This window comes from Sulfitobacter sp. PS-8MA (assembly GCF_040933935.1).
Lineage (GTDB): Bacteria > Pseudomonadota > Alphaproteobacteria > Rhodobacterales > Rhodobacteraceae > Sulfitobacter.
Map to the genome: position 1 here is coordinate 1 of NZ_JBFQYJ010000004.1, position 13,557 is coordinate 13,557.

Consider the following 13,557-nt stretch of genomic DNA (forward strand, 5'->3'; position numbering starts at 1 on the left):
AGCGGCTCTGCGCGAAGGCCCGCCAGCCGATTGCGCCCGATCTGCTTGATGCGCTTGGCATGGCACCGATCACCACCGGGGCGGTTTGCGTCTATCACGAGATGATCCCAGCCGCGCGGCGGGCGTTGGAAGGGACCAATATCCCCATCGCCGCCGTCTCCACCGGTTTCCCGGCGGGTCTCTCGCCCTTGGAACTGCGCATTCGCGAGATCGAGATGAGCGTCGAAGCCGGGGCCACCGAGATCGACATCGTGATCTCGCGCCGTCATGTGCTCTCGGGCGATTGGCAGGCGCTTTATGATGAGATGCGCGCCTTCCGCGAAGCCTGCGGCGAGGCGCATGTGAAGGCGATCCTCGCCACCGGTGAGCTTGGCTCGCTGCGCAATGTGGCGCGGGCCTCGCTGGTTTGCATGATGGCGGGGGCGGACTTCATCAAGACCTCGACCGGCAAGGAAAGCGTCAATGCCACCCTGCCCGTGAGCCTCGTGATGATCCGCGCGATCCGTGAGTATTACGCGCGGACCGGGGTGCGCGTGGGCTACAAGCCTGCGGGGGGCATCTCGAAGGCCAAGGATGCGATCACCTATCTGGCGCTGATGAAGGAAGAGCTGGGCGACCGTTGGTTGCAGCCGGACCTGTTCCGCTTTGGGGCGTCGTCGCTCTTGGGCGATATCGAGCGGCAGTTGGAGCATCATGTGACCGGCAATTATTCGGCGGCTTACCGCCACGCGACCGCCTGAGCCCGTTGCAGGCTGCGGGATCGGTATTTGGAAAAGGATGAAGGCATGAGCGTGTCCGAGATATTCGAAAGCATGGAATACGGGCCAGCCCCGGAATCGGCGGCGGATGCGCTGGCCTGGATCGTGGATCAGGGCGGGCGCTTTGGTCATTTCATTGACGGCGCCTTTACCGCGCCGGGCGAAGGCTTTGACAGCACCAACCCGGCGACGGGTGAGGTTCTGGCCAGTCTGACGCAGGCCACGCAGGGCGAGGTGGATGCTGCCGTGAAGGCAGCGCGCAAGGCGCAGCCGAAGTGGGAGAAACTGGGCGGCCATGGCCGGGCGCGGCATATCTATGCGCTGGCGCGGCTGTTGCAGAAACACGCGCGGCTCTTTGCGGTCTTGGAGGTTTTGGACAACGGCAAGCCGATCCGCGAGGCGCGCGATATTGATGTGCCTTTGGCCCAGCGGCATTTCTATTATCACGCTGGCATGGCGCAGTTGATGGAGAGCGAACTGCCCGATGCGCAGGCGCTTGGAGTTTGCGGGCAGATCATCCCGTGGAACTTTCCGCTGCTGATGCTGGCATGGAAGATCGCGCCGGCGCTGGCGATGGGCAATAGCGTGGTGTTGAAGCCTGCGGAGTATACCTCGCTGACCGCGCTGTTGTTTGCCGATATCTGCCGTCAGGCGGGCTTGCCGAAGGGTGTGGTCAATATCGTGACGGGCGATGGTGCTGTTGGCGAGATGATCGTGGGGCATGAGGATATCGACAAGATCGCCTTTACCGGCTCCACCGCCGTGGGCCGCCGTATTCGCGAGGCGACGGCGGGGTCCGGCAAGGCGCTGACTTTGGAGCTGGGCGGCAAGTCGCCTTATATCGTTTTCGATGATGCCGATCTGGACAGCGCGGTCGAAGGGTTGGTCGATGCGATCTGGTTCAACCAGGGGCAGGTCTGCTGTGCAGGCTCGCGGCTGTTGGTGCATGAGCCGGTGGCGGAGCGCTTCTATGCCAAGCTGCGCGCGCGGATGGAGAAGCTGCGCATCGGCGATCCGCTGGACAAGAGCATCGACGTGGGCGCGCTGGTCGACCCGGTGCAATACAAACGCGTGAGCGAGATGGTCGAGGCCAATACCGCCGGTGAGCGTTTCGTGACGCCGGGGGAGATGCCGGAGAATGGCTGCTTCTATCCGCCCACGCTGATCACCGGGCTGAACCCGGCCGATCGGCTGATGCAGGAAGAGATTTTCGGGCCCGTCTTGGTTTCGACCACCTTCCGCACGCCTTCGGAGGCGGTGCAGTTGGCCAATAACACGCGCTATGGCCTCGCGGCGACGGTCTGGACCGAGAATGTGAACCTCGCGCTTGATATTGCACCGCAGTTGGAGACCGGGATCGTCTGGGTCAACGGCACCAATATGATGGATGCGGCGGCGGGTTTCGGCGGCAAGCGCGAAAGCGGCTTTGGCCGCGAGGGTGGTTGGGAAGGTCTGGCGGGCTATACCAAGCCGAAGATCTCCGCGAAGCCTTTGAAGGAGATCGAGCCCTTCTCCGGCGAAGGCGCGCCCGAGGAGGGGATCGACCGCACCGCGAAGCTCTATATCGGTGGCAAACAGGCGCGGCCCGATGGGGGCTATTCCGCGCCGGTCTGGGGCAAGTCTGGCGGGCTGTTGGGCCATGTGAGCCTCGCCAACCGCAAGGATGTGCGCAACGCGGTCGAGGCGGCCCATGCGGCCAAGGGCTGGTCCAAGACCACCGGCCACCTGCGCGCGCAGATCCTTTATTACATTGCCGAGAACCTCTCGGCGCGGGGGGATGAGTTTGCCGCGCGGCTGGATGCGATGCAGGGGGCGAAGACCGGCCGCAAGGAGGTCGATACCGCCATCGACCGGCTCTTTACCTATGCTGCCTGGGCCGACAAATATGACGGGCAGGTGCATGGCGTGCCGATCCGCGGCGTGGCGCTGGCGATGAAAGAACCGGTGGGCGTGATCGGGGCCCTTTGCCCGGCGGAGGCACCGCTCTTGGGGTTGATCTCTTGCATGGCGCCGGCGATTGCGATGGGCAACCGGGTGATCCTCTCTGCCAGCGAGACCTTCCCCTTGGCGGCGACGGATTTCGTGCAGGTGCTGGAGACATCAGACGTGCCGGCCGGGGTCGTGAATATCCTGACTGGGCCGCAGGCTGATCTGGCCGAGCCTTTGGCGCGGCATATGGATGTGGATGCGGTCTGGTGCTTTGGTGCGGCGGACCTGTCGCGCGTGGTCGAAAAAGGCGCCGCTAGCAATATCAAGCGCACCTGGGTCAACCATGGCATGGCGCGCGATTGGTTCGGGGCCGAAGGCGCCGGGCGCGCGTTCTTGCAGGCCGCGACCGAGGTGAAGAACATCTGGGTGCCCTACGGCGAATAACCCCAGCATCTGCCAGACAGTGAGAAACGCCGCCCCGACGAAGGGCGGCGTTTTGCGTTACTCCTGCGGCGCGGGGGTCGCGTCGAGCCCTTCGGGCTGGCCGACCACGACGAAATGCAGGTTCTCCGGTTCCAGCAATTCCGACGCCACGCGTTTGACGTCCTCAAGCGTCACCGCCTCCACCTTGTCGTTGCGGGTGGCGATATAGTCGATCGGCAAGTCCAGCATCTGCATGCCGACGAGGATATTGGCGATCGGGGCGTTGCCGTCGAACTTCAGCGGATAGGCCCCGGTGATATAGGTCTTGGCGGCCTCCAACTCCTCTTGGGTGATGCCCTCCTCGGCGGCTTTGGCCCATTCGGCGCGGATCACCTCGATCGCCTCGGCGATGCGGTCATTGGCGGAGCTGACGGAGCCGAGATAGGTCTCGGCCAGATCGCGCGGGGCGAGGTAGGAATAGACGCCGTAGGTCAGCCCGCGTTTCTCGCGCACCTCGGTCATCAGCCGCGATTCAAAACCACCGCCGCCCAGCACCCGGTTCAGCACCGTGGCAGCGAACCAGTCGGGATCATCCTGCGCGATGCCGGGCTGGCCAAAGAGCGCAACGGACTGCGGCGTGGCGAAATCGACCAGCGTGGTGCCGGGGGGGATATCGACCTCGGCGCGCGGCGGCATGGGAGCACCCTCGGCAGGCAGGTCGCCCAGCAGGTCGTCGAGCAACTGGCCCAACTCCTCGGGCGTGATGTCGCCCACGGCCCCGACATAGATGCGGTCACGGGCCAGCACATTGCGATGCGCCTCCAGCAGATCATCGCGGGTGAGCGCGGCCACCGACTGAAGCGTGCCGTTCAGGGAACTGCCGTAGGGATGATCCCCGAAGGCGATCTTGTCGAAGGTCTGGCTGGCGATCTTATTGGGGTCTTTCTGGTTCGACCGGATATTGGCAATCACCTGCCCGCGCACCCGTTCGATGGCATCCGCATCGAACCGCGGCTCCATCAAGGCGGCGCGCAGCAGGGCGATGGAGGCTTCGCGGTTTTCGGTCAGGAAACGGGCCGAGATCGACAGCGCGTCATCGGACACATCGAAGCCGAAGGAGGTCGCCAGCGCTTCGGTCTCGCGGCTGAAGGCGCGGGCGTCCATCTCCCCTGCCCCTTCTTCCAGCAAACCTGTCATCAGATTGACCGCGCCGCGTTTGCCGGGCGCATCCAAGGACGCACCGCCGCGAAAGCGGATTTCCAGCGCGACAAAGGGGATCGAATGTTCTTCGACCAGCCACGCGGTGATGCCACCGGGGCTGGTGACCGATTGAATATCGACCTCGGCGCGGGCGGGCAGTGCCGCGAGGCAGGTCAGGATCAGGGCGTAGATCAGTCTCATTGCGCGTCCTCCTTCATCAGCCAGCCAGTGACCGAAGCGGGTTTGTTGAATACATCGCGGGCGGCCTGCATGATGTCCTCTTCGGTGACGGCCTGCAGCACCTCGGGCCAGGCCTGCACATCCTCGACCGTCAGGCCAATCGCCAGCGCCGAGCCATAGCGATGCGCGACCCGGGCGGCATCGTCACGGGCGTAGATTTGATCGGCGCGCAGCTGCGCCTTGATGCGCTCAAGATGCTCAGGATCCACGCCTTCCTCCATGAACTCGGCCAGGGCCGCGTCCATCGCCGCTTCGGCGTCTTCAAGGCTGACACCCGGCACCGGCAGCACGATCAGATCAAAGGTCGTGTCGTCCAACGTATCGGCGTTGTAAAAGGCGCCGGTATAGGTGGCGATCTGCTCTTCGAATTGCAGTTTCTCATTGAGGTAAGAGGTCGTGCCCCCGCCCAGCAATTCGCTGAGCAACAGCAGGGCCGCCGCTTCCTCCTGCGCGCCGCTGTCCCGCTCCTCGGCCAGATAGGATCGGCGCACATAGGGCTGGGCCACCCGGGCGTCACGATAGGTCACCCGGCGCTCCGCGATCTGCGGCGGCTCTTCGGTGCGCAGCCGTTCGGGCAACTCGGGGTTGGCGGGGATCTGGCCATAGGTCGCCTCGGCCAGTTCGCGCACCTCTTCCGGCGTTACATCGCCCGAGACCACCAGAATGGCATTGTTGGGCGAATAATAGAGTTCATAGAAAGACAGCGCATCTTCGAGGTCCAGCTCCTCCATCTCATGTTTCCAACCGATAATCGGCACGCCGTAGCGGTGGTTGAGATATTGCGCGGCGTTGAGTTGCTCGCTGAAGAGGGCAGCGGGGTTGTTTTCGGTCCGCTGGTTGCGCTCTTCCAAGATCACGTCGCGCTCGGTGCGGATGTTCTCGGGCGTGAGCCGGATGTTCTTCATCCGGTCGGCCTCCATCTCCATCATCAGACCCAGACGGTCGGCGGCAACGCGTTGATAATAGGCGGTATAATCGTAGCTGGTAAAAGCATTGTCCCGCCCGCCATTGGCCGCGACCGTGGCGGAAAACTCGCCCGCCTCCAGCTTGTCCGTCGCTTTGAACAGGAGATGCTCAAGGAAATGCGCCACGCCGGAAGCGCCTTTCGGCTCATCGGCAGAGCCGGCGCGATACCAGACCATCTGCTGCACGACCGGGGCGCGGTGATCTTCGACCACCACCACTTCCATACCGTTGTCGAGGGTGAAATGGGTTACCGCCTCATTCGCGCGCGCCGGCGCAAGAGGGGCTGTGAAGAGCGTCGCCACAAGGGCCGCCAGCATTGGCAGTCGGATCATTGCTTGTCCTCGAAAATGTCGCGTTCCGCATTACCTACGCGGTCTGACGCAACATTCAAGAAGCCTAGCGAAAACGTGTGTCCTGCGGCGGGTAAGAGGGCGTGCGCGCCCCGGCCTTGCGCCAACGCTCGGCCTCGGCATGGGCGTCGAGCTTTTGCCGCTTATAGGCCTGGTCATAGCGGTCCACCGGCACGATGCGGAACTGGGTGAAGCGGCCCTTGCGCTTGCGGAACTCGGCGTCGGCCTGAGCCAATGTGCCGCGAATGCCCGGCTGCACCCCATGGCGGCCGGCCTGCTGGACCAGCGCCGCATCGCTTGCCGGAATGCTGCCCGAACTGTCCAGACGCCCGCCAAATGCTGCTACACCTTCGGCCACCGCCGACCGGTCCGTCAGATTGGCCTGCCCCGGTGTCGGGGTCGGCAAGGCGCTGAAACTGTCGGGCTGTTCCAGCGGCTTGACCGGCTGGATCAGGAACTCATCCGGCCCCGAAGACGTCGACCGGATGTCGCGCAGCCCCTGATTGCTACAGGCCGCGAGGGCCAGCGGGATCAGGCAAAGTAGGGCAATGCGGCGCATGGTGTCTCCTTTCGGGGTCTGCCCCTCAATATCGCAGGCGGGCGGGCAATGTCACTGGCCTTTTTTGCCCCGGCGTTTGGCGGCTGGTTTGCTGTCTCCGGTGAAGAATATCAATCCGATCGCCCCCGCAAAGATAAAGACGTCGGCGAGGTTATAGACGAAGGGATTATTGATGCCACAGCAGGAGTTGTTCAGAAAATCCAGCACATAGCCATAGATCAGCCGATCCGCCACATTGGCCAGCGCCCCGCCGACCAGCAGCCCCCCGCTCAGCGCCGCCCACCAGCCTTGCGGGCTGCGCCAGAGCCAGACTGTCACCGCCGTACAGATCACCAGCGCGAGCAGCACCAGCACCCATTGGCTCATGTCGCCGCCAAGGCCAAAGTTGATGCCCCGGTTTTCCCCATAGCGGAAATTCAGCACCGGGGGCAGCACGTCGATGGAGCGGATACGCGCCAGTTCCATCATGTGAATGACCACATATTTGCTGATCTGGTCGATCATGAAGGCCACGAAGGCCGCGATGCCGAATATCCGCATGGGGCTGCCTTTTGCTTAGTGCCGGAAGTGGCGCATGCCGGTGAAGACCATGGCAAGCCCCGCCTCATCCGCCGCCGCGATCACCTCGTCGTCGCGCATCGAGCCGCCGGGCTGAATGAGCGCCGTGGCGCCGGCCTCTGCCGCGGTGATCAGACCATCGGCGAAGGGGAAGAAGGCATCGGAGGCCACGACCGAGCCTTGGGTCAGCGGCGTGTCGATGTCCATCACCTCGGCCATGTCCTGCGCCTTGCGCGCGGCGATGCGGGTGCTGTCCACCCGGCTCATCTGGCCCGCGCCCACGCCCACGGTGGCGCCGTCTTTGACATAGATGATCGCGTTGGATTTCACATGTTTCGCCACGGTCCAGGCGAAGAGCATGTCGTCCAACTCCTGATCCGAGGGCTTGCGCTTGGTCACCACTTTCAGGTCCTCGCGGCTGACGCGGCCCACGTCCTTGTCCTGCACCAGAAACCCGCCCGAGACCTGACGCACGGCGAGCGCAGCGGCGGCAGGATCGGCGAGACCCTCGGTGGTCAGCAGACGCAGGTTCTTCTTGGCGGCGAAGATGCGCTTGGCGTCCTCGTCGGCCCCGGGGGCGATCACGACCTCGGTGAAGATCGCGGCAATCGCCTCGGCAGTCGGCCCGTCCAACGGCTGGTTCAGCGCGATGATCCCGCCAAAGGCCGAAGTGCGGTCGCAGTCGAAGGCGCGTTTATAGGCGTCGAGCATGGTCTCGCCCCGCGCCACGCCGCAGGGGTTGGCGTGTTTGATGATCGCGCAGGCGGGGCCGTCCTTGGGATCGAACTCGCTGACCAGCGCAAAGGCCGCATCGGTGTCGTTGATGTTGTTGTAGGACAGTTCCTTGCCCTGATGCTGCACCGCATTGGCCAGACCGGGGGCACCCGAGCCATCGGTGTAGAAAGCCGCCTGCTGATGCGGGTTCTCGCCATAGCGCAGGGTCTGCGCGAGCGTGCCGCCGAAGGTCCGGCGGCGCGGCGTGGCCTCGACCTGCGCGGCCATCCAAGTGCTGACGGCGGTGTCATAGGCGGCGGTGCGGGCATAGGCGGTCTGGGCCAGACGCTGGCGCAGGGCGTAGGTGGTCTGACCGTCGTTGGCCTCCATCTCGGCGATCACCTCGGCGTAATCCTCCACATCGACCACCACATTGACGAAACCGTGGTTCTTGGCCGCCGAGCGGATCATCGCCGGGCCGCCGATGTCGATGTTCTCGATCACCTCGCTGTATTCCGCGCCCTTGGCGACGGTCTCCTCGAAGGGGTAGAGGTTCACCACCACCAGATCGATCGCGCCGATGTTATGCTCGTTCATTGCGCCGACATGTTCGTCATTGTCGCGCAGGGCGAGCAAGCCGCCATGCACCACCGGGTGCAGCGTCTTCACCCGCCCGTCCATCATCTCGGGAAAACCCGTCACATCGGCCACATCCAGAACCTCAAGCCCCGCATCGCGCAGCGCGCGGGCGGTGCCGCCGGTGCTGAGCAATTCGACGCCCCGCGCCGCAAGTGCGCGGCCAAGGTCCAAAAGACCGGTCTTGTCAGAGACGGAAAGCAGGGCGCGTTTGATGGGATAGAGGTCGGGCATGGGGCTGGTTCCTTGGTCAGTCTTCATCAGCATAGGGATCGTCGATCGACAAATCTCGCACGCCAATCGCAGTTTCCTGCGCTTTCGACAAGGACCAGCGCACCCGCGTGGCATAGTTCATGGCATATCCGGTCAGCACGATCTGCTGCGCGGCGCGGGGTTTGAGCCGGGTGCCTTCGAGGTAAACCCCTGCTTCTAATGACAGATTATGCGTGCCATCATGGCGGAACACCCAAATCTCACCGCTTTTCAACGCCATCGAGATTGCCGCCCCGCCAAGGTCGACCGTGGCATCCACATCGGGATGCAGGTGAAAGCGGATGTCAAATGGCACCCCTTTCAGCGGGACCGCTTTGAGAACCTTGTCAAAGCGGCGCTTCTCGGCGGGCTCCAGAGCCAACAGCATATCCTCGCCGGCCAGGCCGCGCCCGTCGAAGGTCAGATCCAGTTTGCGCGCATGGGTCAGCCCGTGGCTGCGCAGATAGGCGTCATGGCCGCCCTCAAAACGCCGGGCTTCGGCGGTCTGCCCGATCACCACCGGCACATGGCGCGGGCCTTTGATCAGCGCCTCCTGGCCCGTATGGCGGTCCGGCTCGGCCAGCCGGGCACTGGAGTGGCCCACGAGCGACAGCGCCGAATGCGACGGCGTGGCCCGGCCCGCCCGGCGCCATTCCAGCCCGAAAGACGCACCGGAGCCGCAGTTCACCACCAGGGGCCGCCGCCCCGAGGTCAGTTCGAAGGCCAATGTCGAGGCATGGGCATTGCCAGAGGCCGCCCCGCGCGGCGGGGGCGCGGCATCGACGATCACGCTGGTCCGCCCCGCCGAAAGCCTTGCATAGCCCATCGCCAGCCCATCGGGCTGCCGGGTCTTGACCTTGGCCGCGGCCAGCGCGTGATCCAGCCACCCCTCGATGCCGCGCCCGCCGCCGTGAAACCGGGCCAGCGCCCCATCCGCATGGCGCAGGCTGCGCAGGGTGGGGGCGATGCGCTCAATCGCGGCAAGATGGTCGGGCGGCGTGCTGCGGCCTGCGTCACTCAGTGCCGCGGCGGCCCATGTAAGCAGGGTAAAGACCGCCAGCAACTCTTCGGGGTTGCGCGTCGGCAAACCGCCTTGGGCATCGATCTGCGTGGCACATTCGCGGGCCAGCGCGGTGATGGCCGGATCGGCAAGTTCGCCCCGCCCTTCCAGCGAGAGCCCGGCATAGATCAACCCGGTCAGCGCCTCGAAGCGCGGTAGGCCCGGGGCTGCGCCATGCCAGCGTTTGGACAGAAAGCGGGTCTGCTGTTCCAGCGCGCGAAAGAAAGCATCGCCCTGCTCCGCTTCGGTGCCGCGCAGCAGAAACTGCGCATGATTGATCCAGCGGATCAGCCGCCGCCCGGTGAGCGCCGGGGTCCAGCCCGGCCCGCGCCCGCGGCCAAAACGGTCGATCCAATCCCAGAGCCACGCCTGCCCCGCCGCACGGGCGCGCGCATCGCCCACCGCCGCCAGATCGTCGAGCCATGCAAAACCATGCAGGGCGGCGGCATAGGCGGGGTCCGGCGGGGCCAAGTCCCACATCGTCTTGTCAGGTTCCGTCAGCAGGCTGCCCGCGAATAGGTATTTCCCGGCCAGCAACTGCCGCCCCCGCGCGAAGGAGCCGATGGTGCGCGGTTCGGGCGGGGAGACAAAGCCGGTGATCGGCTCCTGCCTGCGAGTCGCCCGCCATGCGTACCAACGGTCCAAAACCGCCGCCCTGCGGGCCAAGAGGTTGAAAGTACTCACCATATTAGACTGCCTCTGACGCTCTTGTGGCGTTTGGGGCGAGCATAGCCGCGCGGCCGCCATGAGTCACCGGGTTTTCCCCGGAAGGGACGGGAGGGGGCGCCGGGGCAAAGCGCGCGGCGCGCGCGGCTTCAATGATCCCCGTGAAACAATTTGGAGTCTGGGCGTTGGTTTCCGGGCGCGGCGCGCGTCAGCCCGTCACCGTTCGAACGCTCAGTCTTTGCGCAGACAGGCGATGTAGAACCCATCCATGCCGCCGCGGTCAGCCCAGAAATCAGGCCGCAGGCGCAGGCCACCCTCTTCGGTGGTCCATTCCGCTTCAACCCCCGGCAGCTCCAGCGCGGCGCTGTCGACCGTCATGTCGCCGTGCCGCTCCAGCGCCTCATCGACCTGCACCTCGCCTTCGTCCGGCAGCAGGCTACAAGTGCAGAACACCAGCCGCCCGCCGGGTTTCAGCAAGCTCCAGGCGTGGTCGATCAACTCGGATTGCAGCTCGATCAGATCGCCAAACTCCGAGCCGTCCTTGGCATAGGGCAGATCGGGGTGGCGGCGGATCGTGCCGGTGGCGGAACAGGGCGCGTCGAGCAGGATGGCGTCGAATGCGCCCTGCACGGCGCGGGCATCCTTGGTCAGTGTCTTGGCCTTCAGCCCCACGCGGGCGAGGTTTTCTTTCACCCGCTGCATACGCGGATGGGATTGATCCACGGCGGTGACTTCGGCCCCGGCGGCGGCCAGCTGCATGGTCTTGCCGCCCGGCGCGGCGCAGAAGTCGAGCACATGCTCCCCCGCCTGCGGCGCCAGCACCCGCACCGGCAGCGCGGCGGCGGCATCCTGCACCCACCAGCCGCCTTCGGCAAAGCCGGGCATGGTGGAGACCTGACCGGCATCCGTCACCCGCACCGACCCGGTCGGCAACAGCGTGCCGCCCACGGCTTCGGCCAAGGCGGCAGGGTCGCCCTTGGCCGTCAAATCCAGCGGTGCGCCTGCGAAATGCGCCTGTTCCATCGCGGCGATGGCATCGGTCCCCCAGGCCTCGGCCAATGGCCCGCGCAGCCATTTCGGCAGACGCGGGGCGCGCAGGGCGTCCCAGGCCTCCGGCCCTTGGGCCGCGATCTTGCGCAGCACGGCGTTGGTCAGCCCCTTGAGGTGGCTCAACGTGCGGTGCTGCGAGACCAGATTGACCATGGCATTGACCACCCCATGCGCCGCGCCGCCCTGGCACAGTTCCACCGTGCCGACCCGCAGCACATTGCGCACCGTGAGCGGCGGGGCCTTTTGCAGATGTTTCTGCAAGAGCCGATCGGCCCGCTCCAACCCGCGCAGGGTATCCTGCGCCAACCGCTGCGCGCGGGCGCGGTCATCGGGGGGCAGCAAGTCCAGCGCCCCCGAGGCGAGCAATTCCGACATCAGACGCGGCTCATCGCCCAAGATCTGGTCCAACAGATAAACCGCACTTCTGCGGGCCTGTACGCCTGTGTCTGCCATGATCTGTTCCTATCTCGGTCTCGTGTCTGGGGTTGCCGGGTTGTCTGGGCCAGCGCGCGGCGTATATCAAGGGAGAACTTGGCTCAAGAGGACCCTGATGCCCGATCAACGCCCCATTCCCGACCCGACACCCCGTCCCGGCCCGGATCCGACCCCAAGCCCGCAACCCGATCTGCCGCCGCAGCCGAAACCCGGGCCCAAGCCCATTCCCGACACGCCGCATGACCCGACACCCGAGCCCGGCCCCGACCTGCCCGCCGCCGCCCAGCGCGCGCTGGCCGAAGCTGCCGCCCGGCGCAAGGCGGAAGCGGAACTGGCCCTGCCGCCCGAGCTTGGCGGGCGCGATGGGCCGGAGCCGGTGCGCTATGGCGATTGGGAGAAGAAGGGGATCGCGGTCGATTTCTGAGCCGCTTAGCGCAGGTTGAAATCCGCAGATTCCCCCGCGCCTTTGTCAGAGGTGAACCGGATCTTCGCCCCGTCGCGAGAAACGGTTTGGCAGTTATAGCCAAGGTCTTTCCCGCCCCAGACCAGCGTCCGGCAGAAATAGCCGCCCTCCCACGACCAGACCCCGGTGACTTCCCAAACCGCGCCGGTGCCGGAGATTGCGCCACCCGGACTGACCCGCAGATCGACAAGCGCGCGGGTCAGGCGCTTGCCAGTCACCGCGTCGAGAAAATCGGATTTGGTCTGGATACGGGCGAAATCTGCCGCTGCCGGCGCGGCGCATAGGGCCGATAGGGTAAGGGCTACGAGAGCAAGACGGGGCTTCATCAAAACCTCCTAGGGGCGGATTACGTGGGGCACACACGTAGCGCTCCGCCCGTAAGTTTCAGATCGCCGCCGTTCTTGCCTCTGTTCAGCCCTTCAGCCCCAGCACATCCAGCATATCATATTCCCCCGGCGCCTTGCCCTGCCCCCAAAGTGCAGCTTTGAGCGCACCGCGGGCGAAAAGCGCCCGGTCTGAGGCCACATGGCGCAGGATGATCCGCTCGCCTGCGGCGGCGAACATCACGTCATGTTCGCCCACAATGTCGCCGCCCCGGATCGCGGTAAAACCAATGTCGCCGGGATTGCGCGCGCCGGTGATCCCGTCGCGGCCCCGGTCGGAGACATCGGAGAGCTTCACGCCGCGCCCTTCCGCTGCGGCCTCGCCCAGCATCAGGGCCGTGCCGGATGGGGCATCGACCTTTTGGTTGTGATGCGCCTCAATGATCTCGATATCGTAATCCATATCGAGCGCGGCTGCGACCTGTTTGGTCAGCTGGGTCAAGAGGTTGACCCCAAGGCTCATATTGCCCGCCCGGACGATCACGGCGCCCTCCTTGGCCGCGGGGGTCAGTTGCGCGATTTCATCCGCGCTCATCCCCGTGGTGCCGATCACATGCACGATCCCGGCTTTCGCGGCCTCGGCGGCAAAGGCGAGCGTCGCCTGCGGGGCGGTAAAGTCGATCACCGCCTGCACCTGACCAAAGGCCCGGGCGGCATCATCGGTCACCATTACCCCAAGTTCGGTGCCGCCCATCGCGCTGCCGACGTCCTGCCCCACCCAGTCATGACCGGGGCGTTCCACTGCCGCGACCAGGCGCATTTTATCGCTGGCGGTGATCTCTTGGATCAACATCCGGCCCATACGGCCAGAGGCGCCGGTGACGGCAATGCCGGGGGTCTGTGTCATGGTCTCTCTCCTGCGGTTCTGGCCGGGATCGGCCCGGCCCGTTTAGCCCGTCGCGGAGCGCTTGGCAA

12 protein-coding genes are annotated in these 13,557 nt (G+C 65.3%); 3 read left to right on the forward strand and 9 right to left on the reverse strand.

Features of this window, described 5'->3' with window-relative positions; genetic code table 11:
• Together deoC and AB4M76_RS01800 are read left to right on the forward strand one after the other, a co-directional pair.
• The coding region (gene deoC, locus AB4M76_RS01795; RefSeq protein ID WP_368440099.1) for a deoxyribose-phosphate aldolase at positions 1–740 on the forward strand (740 nt) is incomplete at its 5' end.
• Positions 741–785: 45 nt separating this feature from the next.
• Positions 786–3,131, forward strand: a complete 2,346-nt coding sequence (locus tag AB4M76_RS01800; protein ID WP_368440100.1) for an aldehyde dehydrogenase family protein — start codon at positions 786–788, stop codon at positions 3,129–3,131.
• 57 nt (positions 3,132–3,188) lie between these two features.
• On the opposite strand, the gene AB4M76_RS01805 is transcribed toward AB4M76_RS01800, so the two are convergent.
• From AB4M76_RS01805 to AB4M76_RS01835, 7 genes are all read right to left on the reverse strand, one after another.
• On the reverse strand, positions 3,189–4,511 hold the full coding sequence (locus tag AB4M76_RS01805) for a M16 family metallopeptidase (RefSeq protein WP_368440101.1): 1,323 nt from the start codon (positions 4,509–4,511) through the stop codon (positions 3,189–3,191).
• Positions 4,508–5,848: a M16 family metallopeptidase gene (locus AB4M76_RS01810; RefSeq protein WP_368440102.1), complete on the reverse strand. Its 1,341-nt coding sequence runs from the start codon at positions 5,846–5,848 to the stop codon at positions 4,508–4,510. The genes AB4M76_RS01805 and AB4M76_RS01810 overlap by 4 nt, the downstream gene beginning before the upstream one ends.
• Before the next feature lie 64 nt (positions 5,849–5,912).
• Entirely contained in the window at positions 5,913–6,425 is a 513-nt protein-coding gene (locus tag AB4M76_RS01815; RefSeq protein ID WP_368440103.1) for a DUF3035 domain-containing protein, read from the reverse strand.
• Between the two features lie 51 nt (positions 6,426–6,476).
• The gene (lspA, locus tag AB4M76_RS01820) at positions 6,477–6,965 is read right to left on the reverse strand and encodes a signal peptidase II (RefSeq protein ID WP_368440104.1); all 489 of its coding nucleotides are present in this window, start codon (positions 6,963–6,965) and stop codon (positions 6,477–6,479) included.
• A gap of 15 nt (positions 6,966–6,980) precedes the next feature.
• Complete coding sequence (gene purH, locus AB4M76_RS01825) at positions 6,981–8,567, reverse strand: bifunctional phosphoribosylaminoimidazolecarboxamide formyltransferase/IMP cyclohydrolase (RefSeq protein ID WP_368440105.1); 1,587 nt, start codon at positions 8,565–8,567, stop codon at positions 6,981–6,983.
• 16 nt (positions 8,568–8,583) lie between these two features.
• The gene (locus AB4M76_RS01830) at positions 8,584–10,332 is read right to left on the reverse strand and encodes a heparinase II/III family protein (protein ID WP_368440106.1); all 1,749 of its coding nucleotides are present in this window, start codon (positions 10,330–10,332) and stop codon (positions 8,584–8,586) included.
• Positions 10,333–10,542: 210 nt separating this feature from the next.
• Positions 10,543–11,814: an RsmB/NOP family class I SAM-dependent RNA methyltransferase gene (locus tag AB4M76_RS01835; protein WP_368440107.1), complete on the reverse strand. Its 1,272-nt coding sequence runs from the start codon at positions 11,812–11,814 to the stop codon at positions 10,543–10,545.
• 205 nt (positions 11,815–12,019) lie between these two features.
• Between AB4M76_RS01835 and AB4M76_RS01840 the strand changes: the two genes are divergently transcribed.
• Positions 12,020–12,220 carry a DUF1674 domain-containing protein gene (locus AB4M76_RS01840; RefSeq protein ID WP_368440326.1) on the forward strand — a complete coding sequence of 67 codons (201 nt, stop codon included), beginning with the start codon at positions 12,020–12,022 and terminating at the stop codon, positions 12,218–12,220.
• Positions 12,221–12,225: 5 nt separating this feature from the next.
• On the opposite strand, the gene AB4M76_RS01845 is transcribed toward AB4M76_RS01840, so the two are convergent.
• Complete coding sequence (locus AB4M76_RS01845) at positions 12,226–12,585, reverse strand: dihydrodipicolinate reductase (protein ID WP_368440108.1); 360 nt, start codon at positions 12,583–12,585, stop codon at positions 12,226–12,228.
• 85 nt (positions 12,586–12,670) lie between these two features.
• The gene (gene dapB / locus AB4M76_RS01850) at positions 12,671–13,489 is read right to left on the reverse strand and encodes a 4-hydroxy-tetrahydrodipicolinate reductase (RefSeq protein WP_368440109.1); all 819 of its coding nucleotides are present in this window, start codon (positions 13,487–13,489) and stop codon (positions 12,671–12,673) included.
• Between the last annotated feature and the right edge of the window lie 68 nt (positions 13,490–13,557).